This window comes from Burkholderia sp. BCC1208 (genome assembly GCF_902833095.1).
Lineage (GTDB): Bacteria > Pseudomonadota > Gammaproteobacteria > Burkholderiales > Burkholderiaceae > Burkholderia.
In genome coordinates this window covers 146270-166666 of the sequence record NZ_CADFDY010000007.1, presented here as the reverse complement: position 1 = coordinate 166666, position 20397 = coordinate 146270, and the positions used below count along the sequence as shown (strand labels likewise).

Annotated in this window: 16 protein-coding genes and 1 pseudogene; 9 read left to right on the top strand and 8 right to left on the bottom strand. The window is 63.1% G+C overall.

Going from position 1 to position 20397, the window contains the following annotated elements:
- Nucleotides 1–36 precede the first annotated feature (36 nt).
- The 6 genes from HWX09_RS18075 (at nucleotide 37) to HWX09_RS18050 (ending at nucleotide 8537) form a co-directional block, all read left to right on the top strand.
- Nucleotides 37–456, top strand: a complete 420-nt coding sequence (locus HWX09_RS18075; RefSeq protein ID WP_027780831.1) for a DoxX family protein — start codon at nucleotides 37–39, stop codon at nucleotides 454–456.
- 63 nt (nucleotides 457–519) lie between these two features.
- On the top strand, nucleotides 520–1626 hold the full coding sequence (locus HWX09_RS18070; RefSeq protein ID WP_027780830.1) for a porin: 1107 nt from the start codon (nucleotides 520–522) through the stop codon (nucleotides 1624–1626).
- A gap of 545 nt (nucleotides 1627–2171) precedes the next feature.
- The gene (locus HWX09_RS18065; protein WP_027780829.1) at nucleotides 2172–4676 is read left to right on the top strand and encodes a type VI secretion system Vgr family protein; all 2505 of its coding nucleotides are present in this window, start codon (nucleotides 2172–2174) and stop codon (nucleotides 4674–4676) included.
- A gap of 60 nt (nucleotides 4677–4736) precedes the next feature.
- On the top strand, nucleotides 4737–7673 hold the full coding sequence (locus HWX09_RS18060; RefSeq protein WP_027780828.1) for a calcium-binding protein: 2937 nt from the start codon (nucleotides 4737–4739) through the stop codon (nucleotides 7671–7673).
- Nucleotides 7674–7676: 3 nt separating this feature from the next.
- Nucleotides 7677–8252: a lysozyme inhibitor LprI family protein gene (locus tag HWX09_RS18055; protein ID WP_155257264.1), complete on the top strand. Its 576-nt coding sequence runs from the start codon at nucleotides 7677–7679 to the stop codon at nucleotides 8250–8252.
- A gap of 33 nt (nucleotides 8253–8285) precedes the next feature.
- Nucleotides 8286–8537 (top strand): PAAR domain-containing protein, encoded by a 252-nt coding sequence (locus tag HWX09_RS18050; protein ID WP_080681162.1) that lies wholly within the window; start codon nucleotides 8286–8288, stop codon nucleotides 8535–8537.
- Between the two features lie 42 nt (nucleotides 8538–8579).
- On the opposite strand, the pseudogene HWX09_RS33965 reads toward HWX09_RS18050, so the two are convergent.
- The 3 genes and pseudogenes from HWX09_RS33965 to HWX09_RS18040 all read right to left on the bottom strand — a co-directional run.
- Nucleotides 8580–8732 (bottom strand): annotated as a pseudogene (locus HWX09_RS33965) (hypothetical protein); the annotation flags it as partial.
- Nucleotides 8733–9048: 316 nt separating this feature from the next.
- Nucleotides 9049–10368 carry an MFS transporter gene (locus HWX09_RS18045; protein ID WP_027780826.1) on the bottom strand — a complete coding sequence of 440 codons (1320 nt, stop codon included), beginning with the start codon at nucleotides 10366–10368 and terminating at the stop codon, nucleotides 9049–9051.
- Nucleotides 10369–10412: 44 nt separating this feature from the next.
- Nucleotides 10413–11597 carry a M20 aminoacylase family protein gene (locus tag HWX09_RS18040; protein WP_027780825.1) on the bottom strand — a complete coding sequence of 395 codons (1185 nt, stop codon included), beginning with the start codon at nucleotides 11595–11597 and terminating at the stop codon, nucleotides 10413–10415.
- Nucleotides 11598–11779: 182 nt separating this feature from the next.
- On the opposite strand from HWX09_RS18040, the gene HWX09_RS18035 reads away from it, so the two are divergent.
- Nucleotides 11780–12682: a LysR substrate-binding domain-containing protein gene (locus HWX09_RS18035; RefSeq protein ID WP_027780824.1), complete on the top strand. Its 903-nt coding sequence runs from the start codon at nucleotides 11780–11782 to the stop codon at nucleotides 12680–12682.
- 187 nt (nucleotides 12683–12869) lie between these two features.
- A complete protein-coding gene (locus tag HWX09_RS18030) occupies nucleotides 12870–13190 on the top strand; it encodes a pyrimidine/purine nucleoside phosphorylase (protein WP_006478890.1) in 321 nt (106 codons plus the stop codon).
- 98 nt (nucleotides 13191–13288) lie between these two features.
- Here HWX09_RS18030 and HWX09_RS18025 read toward each other — a convergent pair whose 3' ends face one another.
- The 4 genes from HWX09_RS18025 to HWX09_RS18010 form a co-directional block, all read right to left on the bottom strand.
- Nucleotides 13289–13621, bottom strand: coding sequence for a hypothetical protein (locus tag HWX09_RS18025; RefSeq protein ID WP_175888591.1), 333 nt, complete (start codon nucleotides 13619–13621; stop codon nucleotides 13289–13291).
- A gap of 484 nt (nucleotides 13622–14105) precedes the next feature.
- Nucleotides 14106–15893 (bottom strand): chloride channel protein, encoded by a 1788-nt coding sequence (locus HWX09_RS18020; protein ID WP_027780822.1) that lies wholly within the window; start codon nucleotides 15891–15893, stop codon nucleotides 14106–14108.
- Between the two features lie 20 nt (nucleotides 15894–15913).
- On the bottom strand, nucleotides 15914–16327 hold the full coding sequence (locus HWX09_RS18015; protein ID WP_027780821.1) for a helix-turn-helix domain-containing protein: 414 nt from the start codon (nucleotides 16325–16327) through the stop codon (nucleotides 15914–15916).
- 123 nt (nucleotides 16328–16450) lie between these two features.
- Entirely contained in the window at nucleotides 16451–17623 is a 1173-nt protein-coding gene (locus tag HWX09_RS18010; protein ID WP_027780820.1) for an HPP family protein, read from the bottom strand.
- A 364-nt stretch (nucleotides 17624–17987) separates the two neighbouring features.
- Here HWX09_RS18010 and HWX09_RS18005 point away from each other — a divergent pair, with 364 nt between their 5' ends.
- Complete coding sequence (locus HWX09_RS18005) at nucleotides 17988–18956, top strand: LysR family transcriptional regulator (RefSeq protein WP_027780819.1); 969 nt, start codon at nucleotides 17988–17990, stop codon at nucleotides 18954–18956.
- A gap of 25 nt (nucleotides 18957–18981) precedes the next feature.
- On the opposite strand, the gene HWX09_RS18000 is transcribed toward HWX09_RS18005, so the two are convergent.
- Entirely contained in the window at nucleotides 18982–20346 is a 1365-nt protein-coding gene (locus HWX09_RS18000; protein ID WP_027780818.1) for an MFS transporter, read from the bottom strand.
- Between the last annotated feature and the right edge of the window lie 51 nt (nucleotides 20347–20397).

The window sequence follows — 20397 nt, the reverse complement described above, 5'->3', positions numbered from 1 at the left end:
CGTGCGGGTGCGCGCATCGCTTTCGTTGATCACACCATGACACCGAATCAACCGTTTCTCGCGTCCCAGCGCGATGTGCTGTTGCTGCTTGCCCGAATCCTGCTCGTGATCCTGTTCGTGATGTTCGGCTGGAAGAAAATTATCGACTTCTCCGGTACGATCGCGTTCATGGGTTCGGAAGGCGCGCCTGCGCCCATCGTGTCCGCGGCGATCTCCGTCGTGATGGAGCTGTTCGTCGGGATTGCGATCCTCGTCGGTTTCCAGACGAGGCCGCTCGCGCTGTTGCTTGCGCTGTATACGATCGGCACCGCCATTATCGGTCACCACTACTGGACGATGACGGGCGGCGAGCAGATCAACAACATGATTCATTTCTACAAGAACATCGCGATCTCGGGCGGCTTGCTCGCGCTCTGCGCGGCCGGCCCCGGACGTTTTTCGCTCGATCGCGGGTAAGCCGACCCGAGGCGCGTGCATGGGGCGCGCGTCGGACGGTCGAGACTTCGAGGGGGCATCATTTTGCGACTCAAATACTTCGCATGGCTGATTGCGGCCGCCACGCCAGCGGCCGCGCTTGCACAGACGAGCGTCACGCTATACGGCCGGATCGACGGCGGCATCGAATACCTGAACCACATCGCGAAGCCGAACGGTGGCAGCGGGACGCGCTGGAGCGCGGAAAGTGGCGACTGGGGCACCAGCATGTTCGGTTTGAAGGGCGTCGAGGATCTCGGCGGCGGGATGTCGACGGTGTTCAACCTGGAAACCGCGTTCCAGGTGATGAACGGCCAGACGGGCGGTGGACGCATGTGGTCGCGGCGCGCGTACGTCGGGTTGAAGAGCAACACGTGGGGCCAGTTGCAGGCCGGCCGCAACCTGTTCATCGACAGCGACGGCGTGTGGGAATTCGATCCGTTCGTCCAGCAGGCGTTTTCGTCGGCGTCGCTCGTGCGCGGCCGCAACTGGCAGCAGAGCAGCAACAACATCGAATATCACAGCCCGGTGATCGGCGGCTTCGACGTGCAGGCGCAATACGCGTTCGGCAACCAGTCGCGCGGCTTCAACTACGGCGCGGCCGACGATTTCGGCCGCTCGGACGGGATCATGATCTCGTACCACTCGCCGGTGCTCGACGTGCGCGGCATCTACGACGAGCTGCGCGACAACAACGGCAAGTTCAGCAACATCTTCACGGCGTCGCGCGAGTACTTCGTCGGCGCGAACGTGAAGGTGTCGAAGTTCAAGATCCAGGGCGCCTATACGCACTACCAGGCGCCGGACAGCCCGGCCGGGGTTGCCGACCGCGCCGATCATTACTGGCTCGGCGCGACCTACTCGGCGACGCCGCAGTGGGCCGTGACGGGCGGCGGTTATTACGTGAAGGTGGGTGACGGCGGCGGCGATGCGTCGCACGACCCGTCGGGGCACGCGATGATGTACGTGCTCGGCACCACGTACAACCTGTCGAAGCGCACGTTCCTGTACGGCACGGTTGCGTATGTGCGCAACGGCGGGAATTCGAACTTCTCGCTGCTCGCGACGCCGCGCGACGCAACGTCGGGGACGAGCCCGATGACGGGCGAGTCGCAGACGGGCGCGTATGTGGGGATGATGCATACGTTCTGAGCGCGGGCGGTTTGTGCAGGTGAAAAAGGCACGGGCGGTGAAGGTCCGTGTCTTTTTGCGTTTACGGCGGTTGCGAGGGTCATATAGCGGCCGCTCGTCGCGCAGTCATCGGTTCGCCGAGTGCGCATGACGTGCATGAGCATTGCGTTGCCAGCGGTACGCGCTCGATGGGTTCACATTCTCTAACATTTACTGCCTGGAAATTTGAAGCAAACAACGGTTATGCGATTTGTCGCTATCTGGCTGGCCCGGGCTACAACGGGCGCTGTCGCTACCGCTGCCGAATGCAATGCCCTCACGGCCTGCGTGCTTGTGCGGCCGGCCGATATCGTTGTGCTCGAAAGCGTGACGTAAGTTGCATCCGAGTTGGATTTGATATGATGAATTCCAGCTCGGTTCGGTGTGCGGCTTGAATCGTGTCTATGCCGAAGACCGCAGCAGTGGCCGGAAAATTCTGAGCTTTTTCCTATTTCGACGAGATACCAATCCGCCGCCCGGCGCTGCCCGGCGGCCGTTTTTGTTACAACACGGTACGGGGTAGCCTGATGGTTTCCGATCTCCTGAACAAGGCACTGCGCACGCAATACGTGCAACACGGACGAATTGTCCGCCTCGATACGCCGCTTGGCGAAGACTGGTTGGTCCCGCTTTATGTCCGGGGGCGCGCGTGCCTTGGGCGAGACTTCGAATTCACGATCGACGCAACGTCGACGCGACTCGAAACGATTCCGGCGAAGGCGCTAATCCGGCAATCCGTGACGCTGTGGATTCGGCAAACGGACGGCAGCGAAATGCCGATTCACGGTTATGTGACTGCGTTCAGTCGCTTGGGCGGGGACGGAGCCAATACGTACTATCAACTCCGCTTCAATTCATTCCTCGCGCTGCTGCGCCTCGGCAGTGACCGGCGCGACTGGATCGAGACACCTGCGCAACAAACCGTGTCCGATGTGCTGGGAAAGTATCCGCAGGCTGCCGGTAACTTTACCTGGCAACTGCGCCAAGCGTTGCGTTCGTATTCTCAGCGGATGCAATGGGAATCCGACTGGAATTACGTGCATCGTACATTCGAAGAGCTCGGTCTTTTTCCGCGTTTCGATATTGCGCAGGACGGCAAGTCTCACAAGGTCGTCATCATGGACGATCTTTTCTCGGTTCCCGAATTGAAGCAAAAAACCATTTCGTTTAGCCGCTCGGTACAGGACGAGGAATTCGATGGTCTTAGCGAGTGGATCGACTCGCAAGAAATTCAGACGGCCGAACTCGACACGGGCACGTTCGACTACAAGCGTCCGGATCTTTCGAAGCACGTCATGATGCCCGCGTTCGATCTTGACGATGTACCGGGGCTGGGCGAGCAGTACGAATACACGGGGGCGCATACGTGGTCCGATCGCGACATGGGCGAGGCTCAGGCAAACGTTGTCACCGAAGAATGGCGCTCACGCGCGCAACGCTTCTACGGTGTGGGCGCGTTGCGTTGCGCATGGCCTGGCCGCTATGGGGTGCTGACCGGGCACCCCGTCCATGATGCGCAGCCGGATCAGGATCGTGAAATGGCGATTCTCTCGGTAAGCTGGCTCATCCAGAACAACGTGCCGGGACTCGACAACCTGATGCGTTTTCGCAGGAGCCTGCGCGCTGAAGTCGAGCAGGCGCGCGCGAGCGGTGCGGGTTCGTCCGTGCGTCATGACGACGGCGGCGTTGGATTCTTCCGCGTCGAAATCGAAGCGCAACGGCGCCGCGTCGCGTTTCGTAGCCCATTCGAACACAAGAAACCGATCATGCAGCTTCAGACGGGCATCGTCGGCGGGCCGGAGGGCGAAGAAATTTATACGGATGCGATGCTGCGAGCGAAGATCCGGCTGACGTCCAATCGACTCAATGACGGCGACCAGAACGTATCGGCGTGGATACGCGCGGCGATGCCGGACGCGGGCCACAAGCGCGGCGGCATGTTTCCACTGCGCAAGAACGATGAAGTTTTGATCGGCTTCATCAACGGTGATTGCGATCGCCCGGTGATTCTGTCGAGAATGCACGGCGGCGAAAGCATGCCGGAATGGCACACGCATGGGCTGACCTCGGGCTTGCTGTCGCGCGAATACGGCGGTGAAGGTTATAACCAACTGATGATGGATGACGCCAGCGGGCAGAACCGCGTGCACTTGTACTCGACGAGTTATAGCTCGCATCTGCATCTGGGCTATCTGATCCAGCATTCGGGCAACACGCGTGGTGCGTTCATCGGGCAGGGCTTTGACCTCAAGTCATTGGGCTACGGTGCGGTGCGGGCCGAACAAGGGCTCTATGTTTCGACGCAACCCGCCGCGACCCAGCCGCTGAGTGTGACGGCAGCGTCCGAACAGCTTACCCGCGCCGAAGCAATGCTGGCGACGACGTCGAAGGCGAGCCAGACGAATCGGGCGCAAAGCCAGCAAAGCGGCCACGACGCGCTGAAAGCCTTCACCGATGCCACGCAGCACGTAGTGGCGGGCACGAGCAAGGGCGGGCGTACGGCGGGCGGCGGCACGGGCAACGCGAACGGTTTTGCGAAGCCGATCATGCTGCTGTCGAGCCCGGAAGGCATAGCCGCATCGACCCAAGGATCGGCGCACATCACAGCAAACAAGCAGACCAACTTGGTTGCGGGGGAAGACATTAACCTCGCGGCCGGACGGGCGTTACTCGCCAGTGTGCTGGAGCAAATCAGCCTGTTTGCGGAAAAACTCGGCGTCAAGATCTACGCGGCGAGCGGCCCGATAGACCTTCAGGCGCAGAATGATTCGATGAGTTTGGCTGCTTCGCAAGATGTGAAGATTACGGCGGGCAAGAAGATGTATCTGTCGGCCGATGAAATCTGGATCGGCGCGAACGGCTCGTATATCAAGCTGACAGCGAACATGATCGAGAACGCAACGTCGGGCCAGATTGTAGAAAAGTGCGCGAATTGGGAGAAAGCAGGAGCGGCAAGCGGCACGCTGAAAAATCCGCTGCATTCGTCGCCGGTATCGGCCGACGGAGGTCGTTTCACGGTGTTCTCCGGTTAAACCGCGCGGGGGGATCGTTCCAATACAAGAAATCCTGAAACCGAATCCGAGTCGGGAATCATGAGCAAGACAACGCCTAAAAAGAAGCACCATCCACCGGCCGCTCCAAAATCGGCCCCCAAACCTGCCGAACCGGCGGATACGCCACTGAGTTGGGCTTACCCGTTCACGCCCGTAGGCAAGAACGACGCAGCCGACCCGATGACCTATTTCACGGCGCTGGCCAAGTGCGAAAACGGCTTTTATCCGCTCGGTGTCAGCGGCATGTGGCACGGCGGCGTGCATTTCGCCGACGGCAGCGCGGAAATGCTGAAGCAGGACAGCGGCGTGCGTGCGATTGCGGACGGCAAAATCGTGGCGTACCGGCTGAACACGAAATACGAGGAAACGACGTACCCGAACAACGTTGGTCTGGCGCACTACTCGACCGGCTTTGTACTGGTTCGCCACGAACTGAAATTGCCGCCGAAACCGGCGCCGACAGAACCCGCGAAACCGGCTTCGGCACCGGCGTTGGCTCCCGCGCCCGCATCGAGTACCGCCACGCCTCCGACACCCGCTCCCGCCGACAACCCGCCCAGCAGCAAACCGGCGAAGGACAAATCCCTCGTGTTCTTCAGCTTGTATATGCACACGATGGATTGGGAAACCTATCAAAAGGGGATGGGGCAAGCGAAAACGGACCGGCATCCGGACCAGCCACTTCCGTCACCGATGTCATATTGGGAAGGCGACCGGTACTATCGGGTGGGCGACAAGGCGAAGGACAAGCAAGCCGTTCCGAAGCCGAAAGCGCCTGCGCAGCTGCCCGCGAAGCGGACCGATGGGGCTGACGATCTGCCGATTAACAACACCAATCAGGACGCACCGCCGCCTCCGAATAGCGATCAAGATGCCGCACCACCGGCTCCCGAGACGGGATTGCACATTCGAGAGTTGCCGGATGGCAAGAGCAAGATTATCGGGATATTACCGACCGGAGCCGAAATCATTGCGGGCGAAGGCGACCCTGCACACCCGGACTGGATCAAGATCAAGGCCATAAAACCGGGCACGGTTTTGTCTGCCGAAGTGGGTAAGCCGGTATCTCCCCAAGCACAGTGGAGCTACGTGTTCAAAGGGGAACTGGACGCCGTTGTCGATCCGAAACCGCTTGATACGGTCGTGATCCTGAAGGAGCCGCAGCACGTCAAGGCAGGCGAAGTCGTCGCGCATGTCGGTCAGTATCAATGGCCCATGAAGGCCAGTCCGATACCGCCCAAGTCGAACTACCCGATGTTGCATCTCGAAGTGTTCGCGGGGCCGGACCTGAAAGACTTCATTGATCAAAGCCGTGCGCGTGCGAAAGAACTGAACGATAAAAACAAACCGCTTCTGGAAATCGAGCCGGGGGCCAAGCTGGTAAGCGAAGTGCCCGCGCCGGATCAGAAGCTGACCCAATCCGGGTTGAAGCTCGTGCCGATAGGCGATGCAAAGGGTTCGCGCTGGATCAGGGTTCAGCCCAAGAGTGTGACAAATGTGCCCGCGAAGGGCAAACAGAAGGCCAAGCAAACGTTCGCGGACGTTGGCAAACCGCTGTGGGTCGAAAGCAGTCTGGCGAACACGATCAGCACGGCGAACGTTGCTGGATGGCAGAACTTTCCGCTGGACGTATCCAAGGCGAGCGGGCCGGGAGCGGATTTCCGAGACGTGCTTCGTCGTACCGAACTTGACAAACTCGGTGAAGGCAGCGTCGCAATTGATGACAAGGGCCATCATTGGTGGAATATCACGATTGGTTTGAAGGACGGTTCGGAACTGAAAGGCTGGGTGTGCGACACAGATCACCCACACGTACAGTTTCGTAGTCCTTGGGAATGGCCGGGTTTCGAATTGGTCGACAACGGCAGCGTCAGCCCTGCCGACATGTTCAAACGCCATATCCATACGACCGAACAATATCTAGCGGACGAGGAAGGGACTGAGTTTATGGGGGAATCGGCGAAGGTCAACGCTGGCGAACTCATCACGAAGCTTGAAAAGGCAATCGATACGGACCACGACGGGAAGGTGACGGCGAAGGAACTGAAACACGCACTGGAAACGCGGTGGATGGCCGAAGCGGTGTCGCATCTTGTGGTGCGCAATGAAACTGAATGGGGCGGCGGTCTGGGCAAGTGGGAAGAACTCAGCCCGCTCATGCAGAAGCAGACCGAGATGTGGAAGACAGAACTGGATCGGCTCGCGAAGCTTCAGTGGTGGGAGGAAATCAAGGGTGTCGATGGCTTCCCCACGGACCTTTCGCCTTGGCACCTCCATCCGATCGGTTTGATTGGAAATTTTATGGCTGGTTGTAGCCAAAAATGTAAAACTGACGTGCTGGAATTTCACACCACGGAGGGAATGTTCTATGCTTCCGTGGAAGGTTTTCACCTTATTCTCGATTCGGAAGGATTTGGTGAAATTCCGTATGTTCCTAAAAATAGCCAGTCCAGTGGTGTAACAATTGGTTACGGCTATGACTTGGGACAACAAACCGAAGCAATGGTTCGCGTTGATTTGGATGGATTCTTTACTGAGGAAGAGATTTCCCTGCTATTAACCGCGCTCGGGAAGCGAGGGGACGCGGCGCGTGCATTTATTCCGTCTTTTAGTGATATAAAAATATCCGAACCCAAAGCCCTCGAGATGGCCAAGAGGGTTAAGCAACGTTACGCTCAATTTACCGTTGATGCATTCCCAGGTACGACAGAACTACATCCTCATTGTCAAGGGGCGCTGCTCAGTTTAGTCTATAATCGCGGGGCTCAGCTTGAAGACAAGCCCGGACAAAAAACACGGGTTCACATGAGAAACATTAGAGCAGCCATTCAGAATAAGAACCTCCCGGAAGTTGCGGCACAGTTACGTGCCATGAAAGTACTATGGGAAGGAACCGGGAACGACGGCCTGCTCAAACGGCGAGAGAAGGAGGCAGTTCTGTTCGAGAAAGGTATGACTTGTGATTGTTGGAGATAAATTGTGACGAAGAATATTGCTTTTTTTGTACTGGTGATGATTTCGAGCGCAGCCTTTTCGAAGGTAGTCTGTAATGGCCAAACCAATGCGGAGTTAACCAATTGTGCACAAACAAATTACGAGGAGGCGGATAAAATATTAAACAGAAGCTACAGTGAATTTCTGGGGAAAGCGGCTCCTCTGGAGAAGCAAAATCTCATCTTAGCCCAAAGGGCGTGGGTTACATATAAAGAGAAATATTGCAATGCGGCTTTTGACGCCACCGCCCCGGGAGCGGAGGCGTCTATCGACAAATGGACTTGTTTGACATCGGCGACAGAGGTGAGAACGAATGAAATTCGCTACTTAGGATCATCTATTGGCATGGATGATTTCAGACGATCGCTCTCCGTCATGGCGAATCTTTACGAAAGCGGAGACACTAACAAGGTAATATCTAAATTGATAAAAAGCACACCAGATGGAAGCAATCCAGATTGGGTTAAATATGTGGATTTGAATTGCAAGATGACCGCAGCAAAGTTGCGGGAAGAGCACAACGCTTGTGTGGCCAGACTTAATTTCTTTAAAAACTGGTGAATTTGTTCTTCACTTCCCCCGGGTACCCGGCAGATGATCAATTTTATTCGAGTCGGCGATGATACCGATCACGGTGGCAAAGTCGAAACGGGTTCATCGAGCATGAAATTCGATGGCCGCTACGTTGCCCGCAAAGGTGACCATGTATCGTGCCCGGAGCATCCGGACGTGTCGCCGAACGTCATCGAGGAAGGCGACGAGTCGATGAAGGACAACGGCATTCCGATAGCGCGGCACGGCCATCGCGCTACATGCGGTTGTCACGTGATTTCGAGCCTTGTGTAACGCTACAACATCGGACATCCGCGCGAGGCTCGGCCGCATCGGGCAACGAACGATCACGGAGCCGTCGTTCTTCGATAACAAGACGAACTGCGTGAAGCTGTTGGCGGAGGTGTAGCGCGACAGGTAGAGGTCGAGCAGAGGGATCGACGTTTTCAAGCTGTTTTCAATGAACGCGCTTTCGTCTGTCGCTATCATAATTTCGAAGCCTCACAACAGTCGAATGTGGCTTGACCGGCAGTAATCGTTCGACGACGTTTCGCTTGGCGAACGAAATTGCTCCAACGTGTTCAGTGCGTCGGTCATCCGGTATAAGCTGGGCATGAGTTCCACGAAGCGGAACCCTCGCTCGCATGTCAACTGTGTCAGATTGACCGTCGTTAGCGCAATCAGGCGAGCCCGGCTAAGGCGTTCGCGCGGGGCGTAGTCGAAGTGTGGTCGTGGTGTGACGATGGAGCGCATCATGCTTGATGCGCGTGCGCCGCGTCATCACGTGCCGCGCACCGGCCGCTGCTCAATCCAACGCCTTCCCCGCCTTCTCGTCCATGCACCGAATCGCAAGCAACGTCATCGCGCCGCAGCCGATCGCATACCACGCCGGCGCATTCGGACTCCCGGTCGCCGCGATCAGCCACGTGACGAAGAACTGCGCGAAGCCGCCGAAGATCGCGACGCCGACGCTGTACACGAGCGCACCGCCCGTCGCACGCACCGCCCGCGGAAACAACTCGCCGAGCATCGCCCCCGTCGCGCCAATGTTGATCGCATGCACGATCGACAGTGCAGCGATGATCGACAGCAGCGACACGGCGCCCGGCCAACGGTTCAGCGCGATGAACGCCGGATAGATCGCGACCATCAGCACGATGCGCGTCCACCAGACGATCCGGTTGCGCCCGTACACGTCCGACAGATGGCCGCCGATCGGCGTCACGAGCATCAGGATCGCACCGGCGACACAGCCCGCCGTCATCGACAACCAGGTCGGCAAGTGCAGCACCTGCACGCCGTAGATCGCCATGTAGAACACGATGATGTAGTGGATCGACGTGCCGCCGATCGTCACGCCGAGGCCGGCGAACACGGCCTTGCCGTGATGGCGCAGCACGTCGGCGAGCGGCAGCGATGCGACCGGCTCGTCGTGCGTGGCGGCCGGCACGGCGGCAGGCACTTCCTCGACGGTACGGCGCAGCCAGTAGCCGATCGGCACGAACAGCGTGCCGATGATGAACGGCACGCGCCAGCCCCAGCTTTCGAGTTGCGCGGCGCTCAGCGTCGACGTCAGTGCGACGCCGGTGAGTGCGCCCGCGAGCGCGGCGAGCCCCTGGCTCGAGAACTGGAACGACGCATAGAAACCGCGTCGATGCTGCGGCGCCTGTTCGAGCAGCAGCGTCGTCGATGCGCCGACTTCGCCGCCCGACGCGAACCCCTGCAGCAACCGTGCGAGCACGAGCAGCAGCGGCGCGGCGATGCCGATCTGCGCGAAGGTCGGCGCGACCGCGATCATCGCGGTGCCGAACGCCATCAGCAGCAGCGTGAGGATCATCGCCTTCTTGCGGCCGGCGCGGTCCGCGTACATGCCGATCACGAGCCCGCCGAGCGGACGCGTGACGAAGCCGACGCCGAAGCTCGCGACCGCGAGCATCAGTTGTCCAAACGACGAATGCACGGGAAAGAACAGCTTGCCGATCAGGATCGCGAAGAAGCTGTAGACCGTGAAGTCATAGAACTCGAGCGCGTTGCCGACGGCGGCGGCTGCGATCAGCCGGCGTTTCTTGGCGGCGGCACGGGCATCGACCGGCGTGCCGGCGAACGAAAGGGCGGACGTTTCCATGGGGTTCCCTTGCTTTGAGCGCGGAACTGCGTGATGAAGGGCCGTCAGGCCGCGAGCCAGGCTTCGGCGACGCGAACCCAGTAGCTCGCGCCGATCGCGAGGATGTCGTCGTTGAAGTCGTAGCCGGGGTTGTGCACCATGCAGCCGCCCTTGCTGCCGATTCCGTTGCCGATGAACGCGTAGCAGCCGGGGCGCGCTTCGAGCATGAACGCGAAATCCTCGCTGCCCATCAGCGGCGCGGCTTCGATTTCGACGCGCTCGGCGCCGAGCATCTGGCGTGCAATGTCGGCCGCGAACGCGGTCGGTTCCGCGTGGTTGACGAGCACCGGGTAGCCATAGTCGTAGTCGACTTCCGCGGTGACGCCGAAGCTTTCCGCCTGGCCCTTCACGAGCGCTTCGATGCGGCGCGCGAGCAGTGCGCGCACGTCGGCGTTCAGCGCGCGCACCGACAGCTTCATCACGACGGTTTCGGGAATGATGTTGAACGTTTCGCCGGCCTGCACGCTGCCGACGGTGATCACGGCCGCATGCTGCGCGTCGACCTCGCGTGCGACGATCGTCTGCAGCGCGACCATGATGCTGCCGGCGGCCGACATCGGATCGCGCGCGAAATGCGGCATCGCGCCGTGGCCGCCGACGCCGCGCAGCGTGATCGTCACGCGGTCGGCCGACGCCATCGCGGCGCCGGTGCGGAACGCCATGTCGCCGGCCGCGCGGCCCGGCATGTTGTGGATCGCGAAGATCGCATCGCACGGGAAACGGTCGAACAGGCCGTCGTCCATCATCGCCTTCGCGCCGCCGAAGTTTTCCTCGGCGGGCTGGAAGATCAGGTTCAGCGTGCCGGAGAACTGGCGCGTCGCCGCGAGGTGGCGCGCCGCGCACAGCAGCATCGCGGTGTGGCCGTCGTGGCCGCATGCATGCATCTTGTTCGCGTGGCGGCTTGCGTAGGGCAGGCCCGTGGTTTCCGACAGCGGCAGCGCGTCCATGTCGGCGCGCAGTCCGACCGTGCGCGTGCCTTGCCCTTCGCGCAGCACGCCGACCACGCCCGTCTTGCCGATACCGCGATGCACGTCGTAACCCCAGCCGGTGAGCAGCTCGGCGACGAGGTCGCTCGTGAGCGTTTCTTCGAATGCGAGTTCGGGATGGGCGTGGATGCGGCGGCGCACTTCGACGAGCTCGGGGGCGATCGCGGCGATGCCGGGGATGACGGGGTTCACGGCTTGCAGCATGGTGTCTCCTGTGGGGCCGGTGGGGCGTTTGACGCGCATATGACGGCCAAGCATATAAATTTCTTTTGCGTACCAGAAGCTGCTAAATTGCTTTGGTGCACACCGTCGGTTGCCGCTCGGGAATACCCTGAGCCACTGCACGGCGCGGCGCCCAGGGTTTCCACGGATCACGCATTGCCGCCATGAAATATCATCAGCTGAAAGCGTTCGTCACCGCCGCGGAGGAAGGGAGCATTCGCGCGGCCGCGCGGCGCCTGAACGTGTCGCCGGCTGCGCTCACGAAGGCGGTCAAGGAACTGGAGATCGCGCTCGGCGTATCGCTCGTCGTGCGCACCGCACGCGGCGTGCAGCTCACCGCGTTCGGCCAGAAACTGCAGGTGCGCGCGCGGCTGATCGTCGCCGAAATGCAGCGCGCCCGCGACGACATCGAGCAGGCACAGGGCGCGATGACGGGTTCCGTCGCGGCGGCGATCACGCCGGCGGCGGCGGTGACGATCCTGCCCGACGCGTTTCGTGCGTTCCGGCGCCGCTTTCCGGTGGCGCGCGTCAATCTGGTCGAAGGGTTTCCGGGCGTCGCGCTGCCGCGCCTGCACGACGGTTCGCTCGATTTCGCGGTGGCCGTCGTCGTGCCCGAACTGCTGGCGGCCGAGTTCGATCATGCGGAGCTCTATGCGAGCCGTTCGCTGATCGTGGCGCGCAAAGGGCATCCGCTCGCGTCGGCCACGTCGCTTGCCGATCTCGTCGAGGCCGACTGGCTGATGAATCCGTCTCCGGAAAGCTCGACACAGGTGTTGTTCAACTCGTTCGTCGCGTACGGGCTGCCGGTGCCGGCGCGCGTCGTCGAATGCCCGAGCTTCGGTCTTGCGCACAGCCTGATGACCGGTTGCGACCTGATCGCATCGATGCCCGAGCAATTGCTGCAAGGCGAGTGGGCGCGCGACCAGCTCGCGGTACTGCCGATCCGCGAGCGCTTGCCGGGCGTATCGGTGCAGGTCGTCACGCGCCGCGACAGCCCGCTGACGCCGGCCGCGGCGATGCTGCTCGATTGCCTGCGCGACTCCGCGCGACGCAAGGGGTTGCGGTGAGTCGGTACCCCGCGCAGATCGCGTAGTGATCCTGACGATCGTGGGGCCGGGCCTGCGCTGGCCGCGGATCATTGCGGCGCACATTGCGCGAGCCGGTATCATAGCGGCCGGCCCGTCGCGTCGGCTTGCCGCTACGGCCGGCCTTCAACCCCATCGCCATCCGGCATCCAGCAATCAGAGGCATCACATGACCAGTGCAACCCAATTCGACAACGTATCGGTCGTCAAGCGCGCGAACGTCTATTTCGACGGCAAGTGCGTGTCGCATACCGTGCTCTTCCCGGACGGCACGCGCAAGACGCTCGGCGTGATCCTGCCGTGCGCGCTCAACTTCGGCACGGATGCGCCCGAATTGATGGAAGTGCAGGCCGGCAAGTGCCGCGTGAAGCTCGACGGCAGCAGCGAATGGCAGACCTACGGCGCCGGCGAATCGTTCTCCGTGCCGGGCAAGAGCCGCTTCGACATCGAAGTGCTCGAGACGCTCGATTACGTCTGCAGCTACCTGTAAGACGCTTCCCACACGGCAAAGAAAAAGCCCCGCCGAAGCGGGGCTCGTCGCAAGCGGATGGCGCAAGGCCATCCGGAGCGCCTGTTCTCGTTACATCGTTACAGGCAGGCGTTGATGTCGCCGGCGGACGCTGCGTCGCCGCGCACGCCGACCCACGTCTTCGCACCCGGCTTCCACGACGGACGAACCATCGCGGCGGCGCCGTTCGGCGGCTGCTGGCCCGGTGCGTACACGTCGGTCGCGAGCCCGTTGGCCAGCACGTTCTGCGAGATCACCTGTTGTTGCGACTTGTCGGCCCAGGTCTTGGCGATGCACGCCGAGACGTCGGGAGCCGCTTTCTGGCTTTGTCCCACGTTCTGCACGGCAGGTTCGGCGGCATGAGCAGAAATTGCCACGGTCAATGCGATGAGCGGTAAGTATTTCACGTTCACGTTATCTCCCTCGAGTCGTGATTGATTGAGTGGGATGCGCAGCAGTGCTGCGTGCAAGTGAGATTCGCATCGGGCAGGCGCGGTTCCGGTCATTCCGAAACAAGTTGTTAACGCGCTTGCCAAACGGCGGCTCGGATGCTGCGCATGTTGCTGCGGTGCGGCATGCGTCGCGTACGGCTCAACGTCATGCCTCGCGCGGTCGCTGCGCTGCCCGGTCGTGGTGTGGTGAGATGACGGCCGCGGCGGGCGGCATGTGCGTGCATGCCGCGCCGCGACTCTTTATCTGATGACGAAGTGGAATGGCTGATGGATGGCCCCGTCGCATGAGCACCATGATGACAAACTTTCGTCTGCCGAATTGTTAACCAACTTTAAACGGAGAAGGTGCGGGGCCGCGATGCGGCGTGCGGCGGGCACGCGGCATCGGGCAGCAAGGCGAGGCGGGGAAGCGGTGCGCGGCCGGACGCCGCGCACGCGGGCCGTGTCAGCCGATCTTGCGCGAGCCGACGTCGCGCAGGTTGGCCGGGACGACCGGACGGAAGCGCTCGCGCTTGTGTTCGTCGTCGAAGTGCTGGAGCGCGGGCTTGATCAGGTCGCTGCGCGACACGATGCCCGTGATGCGCAGCGATTGCTCGTCGGCGACCACCGGCAGGCGTTCGAGGCCGAGCATCGCGAGGCGCGACGCGACGACGCGGCACGTTTCGTGCGCCAGCGCGACGGCCGGTGCGCGGTTGGCGAACGCGGCCGAGATCGGCGCGTCGGCGCCGGCCTCTGCACGCTGCGCATCGAGCGTCGCGCGATCGACGAGGCCGAGCAGGCGGCCGTTCTGCACGACCGGATACGCGCGATGCGTCTGCTTCGCGCCGAAGTATTGCGTCTCGACGGTATCGAGCGTCGCCGAGCCGTCGATCGCGACGAGCCGATCGGCCGACGTCATTACCTCGCCGATGTCGTGCCGCTCGAGCGGATCGACGCCGTATTCGCGATAGATGTGGTAGCCGCGGCGTGCGATCTTTTCCGTCATGATCGAGCGCTTCATCACGATGGTCGCGAAGCCGTGCGCGACGAGCGTCGCGGCGAGCAGCGGCAACAGCGCATTGGCGTCGTGCGTGAGGCCGAAGGCGAACACGATCGCGGTGAGCGGGGCGCCGAGCGTCGCGCCGAGCGTCGCGGCCATGCACACGAGCGGCCACAGCGCCGGATCGCCGCCCGGCAGTACCGGCGACAGCACGGTGCCGAGGCCGGCGCCGAGCATCAGCAGCGGGGCGAGCACACCGCCCGAGGTGCCCGAACCGAGCGCGATCACCCACATCACGGCTTTCACGATCAGTAGCGCGAGCGCGATCTTCAGCGCGATGTGCTGGTGCAGCAGGTCGCCGATCACGTCGTAGCCGACGCCGAGCGCGCGCGGCTCGAGCCAGCCGCCGATGCCGATCACGATCGCGCCGAGCGCGGGCCACCACATCCAGTGCACAGGCAGCTTCGCGAAGGCGTCTTCGACGCGGTAGAGCGCCGCCGACAGGCCGCACGCGAGCATGCCCGACAGCAGGCCCGCGACGATGCACGACAGCAGCGCGACGGGCGTCGGCGCGGCGGTCGTCACCGGAAACAGCGGATCGACGCCGAAGAACACCGCGCGTGCGAAGCCCGCCACCGCGCACGCCAGCGCGACCGGCAGGAAACTGCGCGGACGCCATTCGAACAGCAGCAGTTCGACCGCGAGCAGCACGGCGGCCACCGGTGTGCCGAACACGGCCGTCATACCGGCCGCCGCACCGGCGACGAGCAGCGTCTTGCGCTCGGCGGCGGTCACGTGCACGCATTGCGCGATCAGCGAGCCGAGCGCGCCGCCGGTCATGATGATCGGGCCTTCGGCGCCGAACGGGCCGCCGCTGCCGATCACGACGCCGGACGACAGCGGCTTGAGGATCGCGACCTTCGGCGACATGCGGCTCTTGCCGAACAGGATCGCCTCGATCGCTTCGGGAATGCCGTGGCCGCGGATCTTCTCCGAACCGAAACGCGCCATCAAGCCGACGATCAGCCCGCCGATCACCGGAACGGCGATCACCCATGCGCCGAGCGTGTTGTTCGCGGGCGAATGGTCGGCGAACGAGAACTGCTGGAAGAAGAACAGGTTCGTGAACAGGTGGATCAGGCTCAACAGCACGAACGCGGCAAGCGTGCTGAGCAGGCCGATCCCGGCGGCAAGCAACGCGATCCTGGGCAGGCGTTCGTTGATCGAAAAATCGCGTTTGTGTGGTGCGTTCATCGGAGTGGCAAGGGCAAGGGTCAGTAATCGATCTGGGGAACCTGGAACGCGTCCTTGAGCGACTTCAGCTCGGCGCGGTGCATGGCCGCGAGACGGGCGAGCAGCGTTTCGCCCGCCTGTTCGAGGTGGACTTCGACCTGGCGACGATCGGCTTCGCTCGGCTTGCGCTTCACGAGCCCGAGCGCTTCGCAGCGCGTCACCAGCGCCACGACACCGTGGTGCTGCGCCTGCAGGCGTTCCGCGAGTTCGCCGATGGTCGCCCATTCGCGATGCGGGTAGCCCTTGATGTGCAGCAGCAGCAGGTATTGCAGCGGCGTCACGCCTTCGCTTTGCGCGGCGCGTTCGGAGAAGCGCTCGAAGCAGCGCATCTGGTAGCGGAACTCGGACAGTTGCTGGAAATCGCTTTTCGCGAGCGCGCGTCGGGTATCGTTCATCGAGGTCGGTCGGGCAGTCGGTTACGGTGGCGGTAAATATATCACAACATGATATAAATGGCCGAAATCGGGCGGAACGAATGCATTCCGCGTTTCGCAGGCGGTTGCGTCGCGCGATGCGCGCTACGCGGCCTCGAGCATCTGGGTCTGCTGATAAAGGCCCGTGACGAGATCCGTCTGCGTAATGATGCCGACGAGCCGGCGCGATGCATCGACGACCGGAATATGGTGGTGGCCCGAATGCGTGAACAGCGGCACGAGCGCCGTGATCGGCATCGTTTCCGGCACCGACGCGACGTCGCGCGTCATCACGGACGCGACGCTCGCGGGCTGGCCGCCGAACGATTGCGGCAACCGGGCGGACAGACGCTGCCACAGCGGCGTCGGACGGCGCAACTGACGCGTGAGGTCGGCGCGCGTGACGATGCCGGTCAGGCGGCCTTCGCCGTCGACCACGGGCAGCGCCTTCACGCGGTGACGGTCGAGCAGCGTCAGCGCGGCCGCGACCGACGTCGACGGCGCGACCTCGATCGCATTCTTCGTCATCAGGTCCGCGCACTTCAACTGGCCGAACGTGCGTGTATAAGCCTGCATTTCGGTTTCGCGCAGCAGCGCTTCGAGATCGTCCGGATCGACGTCGAGCCATTCGCTGCGGCGCTTCAGCACCGCGTCGAGGTCGCCGCGCGTAAAGCCACCGCGCGCCGGTGCGGCGCCGGCCTGCTGTTTCGCTTCGGGGCGCACGCCGCCGTGCGGGTAGCGGTGCCCGGTCAGCGCGTGGTAGACGAGCGCGGCCGACAGCAGGATCGCCGATTGCAGCGCGATCGGCTGCAGGACGAAGCCGAAGCCGAGCGCATGGATTGCCGGGCCGCCGACCACGGCCGTGAGCGCGACGGCGCCCGACGGCGGGTGCACGCAGCGCAGCACGAACATGCCGCCGATCGCGCAGGCAATCGCGACCGCGGCGGCCGTGATCGGATCGGCGATCCATTGCGCGCATGCGACGCCCACCGTCGCCGCGACGAGATTGCCGCCGATGATCGACCACGGCTGCGCGAGCGGGCTGGCCGGCACCGCGAACAGCAGCACCGCCGACGCCCCCATCGGCGCGACGAGCAGCGGCACGAGGCCCGGCACGCCGGGCAGCAGCCGCATCGTGACGCCGACCGTCGCAATGCCCACGAGCGCGCCGGTGCACGAGCGCAGGCGCTCGCGCCAGCCGAGTGTCATCGGATGGGGAATGAAGCTGTGCAGCCATTGCCGCAACGTGCGGCGCGACGGGGAGGAGCCTGACGACATGGACGGTAAGCGGTAAAAATGACGATGCGGGGAGGCGCGGCGACAAGCCTGCAATTATATCGTGTTGTGATACATATTGTCGCGCTGCATCAAGCTGTTGCAGACGTGCGACGTGCAAGTCTTGCAAAATCCTTTCGTCGGATGGGAACTTGCCCACGCGGAACCGCGCAAATTTGTCTGCAGCGGCGTACAATTCGGCGCAGTCAATTCCCCCCGTCATGCCAGAACCCCGTCCGCGATGCCCGCTCTCCCGCCTTCTCCCCGGCACGGTGATCGATTCGACGTGGTTCGCGGCCGCGCTCCGTTGCTCCTCTGACGCGAGCGCCGCCGACGCCTCCCCACTGACTCTCCCCAAGCCAATTCAATGGACATGCTCGAAAACATGCGCCTGTTCGTGCGCGTTGTCGAAGCCGGCAGTTTTACTGCGGTCGCGAAGGAAATCGACGCGACCACCGCGCAGGTGTCGCGCGCGGTCTCGAACCTCGAAGCCCACGTACAGACGCGCCTGCTGCATCGCACGACTCGCCACCTCGGCCTGACCGAAAGCGGCGAGCGCTATTTCGAGCGCGCGAAATCGATCCTCGCGGAACTCGATTACGCGAACGCGGAGGCGCGCAACGCGCTGCTGCGGCCGAGCGGCAAGATGCGCATTCATGCGATGACGGGGCTCGGGCAGAGCCATGTCGTGTCGTCGATCGTGCGCTACCAGGCGGACAATCCCGACGTGTCGGTCGAGCTGACGCTGGCGCAGCGGATGCCGAATCTGGTCGAAGAGGGCTACGACGTGTCGATCGTGACGGCGTCGCAGTTGCCCGATTCCGGCTATGTCGCGCAGACCTGCGGCACGAGCTGCAGCGTGCTCGTCGCGTCGCGCGAATACCTGGCGCGGCACGGCACGCCGCAGACGCCCGACGAACTGCCGAACCACGTGTGCCTGCGCCTCGACACGCCCGCGTCGCCGGCCGGCGAATGGCGGCTCGAGCGCAGCGACGGCGAGGAGACCGTCTACGCGCTGCAGCCGGCGCCGTTCCAGGTCAACGTGCCGGACGCGCTGTGCGTCGCGGTGCGTGCCGGGCGCGGGATCGCGTGCGTGGCGCTGTATACCGTGCTCGACGATATCCGCGAAGGGCGCCTGATCCGCGTGCTGCCCGAGTACCGGCTGCAGACGGTGAGCGTCTATGCCGTGTATGCCACGCGCCGCTATCTCGATGCGAAGATCCGCACCTTCCTCGATCACCTGCGCACGACGCTCACGCCTGCGCTGGAGAACGATCTGCGCGAGCTCGACCGGCTGACGACGGAGCAAATGCCGGGCGGCCGCCGGCGCGCGTGACGACGCGTGCGTGCCGCCGCGACGTTCATGCGGCCGGCGCGATGCGGATCCGCTCGAAGCGGCCCGCGAGCCACGCGTACGCGGCAATGCCGATCAGCCCGTGCGCGGCGACGAACCATAACGCGCCGGCGAACGAACCCGTGCTGGCGACGAAGTAGCCGATCACGAGCGGCGTGACGATCCCTGCGATGTTGCCGAGGCCGTTGAAGACGCCGCCGCTCAGCCCGACCATGCCTTCCGGCGCCGTGTCGGCGAGCACGGCCCAGCCGACTGCCGCGAGCCCCTTGCCGAAGAACGCGATCGCCATCAGCGCGATCACGACCGCGTTCGACGATGCGCCGTTCGCGAGCACGAGCAGCGTCGCCATCGCCATCCCCGCGACGAACGGCGTCTTGCGCGCCCTCGACGGATGCATGCCGCGCCGGATCAGCCAGTCCGACAGCACGCCGCCGAGCACGCCGCCCGTGAAGCCGCAGATCGCCGGCAGCGCGGCGACCCAGCCGGCTTCCATGATCGTCATCCCGCGCCCCTTGATCAGGTAGATCGGGAACCACGTGATGAAGAAGTACGTGAGCGCCGTGATGCAGTATTGGCCGATGTAGATCGCCCACAGGTTCCGGTGGCGGAACAGTTGCGACACGTCGTGCCACGACGCGCGCGGGCGCTCGCGCACGCGGTTCGCCTCGAGATCCACGAGCGCGCCGTGGGCGCGCAGGTAGTCGCGCTCCGCGTCGGTCATGCGCGGGTGGCCGTGCGGCTCGCGATACCACGCGAACCACAGCGCGGCGAGCGCGATGCCGAGCAGCCCCATCCACAGAAATACGTGCTCCCAGCCGAGCGCATGCGTGAGCCACGCCATCGCCGGCGTGAACAGCACGACGGCCATGTATTGCGCGGAATTGAACAGCGCCGATGCGGTGCCGCGTTCGGCGGTCGGGAACCAGCATGCGACGATCCGCGAATTGGCCGGAAACGCCGGCGATTCGACGAGGCCGAGCATGAAGCGCATCACGAACAGCGCGAGCGTCGCGGCCGCGCCTTGCACGGCGAACCCGCCGACCGTGCCCTGCAGCATCGTGAATACCGACCACAGCAACAGGCTCAGGCCGTACACGCGTCGCGCGCCGAAGCGGTCGAGCAGCCAGCCGCCCGGAATCTGGCCGATCGCATAGGCCCATGCGAATGCCGAAAAGACGACGCCGAGTTGCACGGGCGTGAGCCCGAGGTCGTGCGCGACGCCAGTGCCGGCGATCGACATCGTCGCGCGATCCGCATAGTTGACGACGGTGACGGCGAAAATCAGCGCGAGGACCGCATAACGGACGCGGCCGATCGTGCGCGAGGCGGCGGGCGATGCGGCGACGGCAGCGCCGCTGGATCGATTGGACATGCGTGTCTCCTGGCCTCCGTCGTGCGGAGGCATCCGGTGTTGTAACGAGAG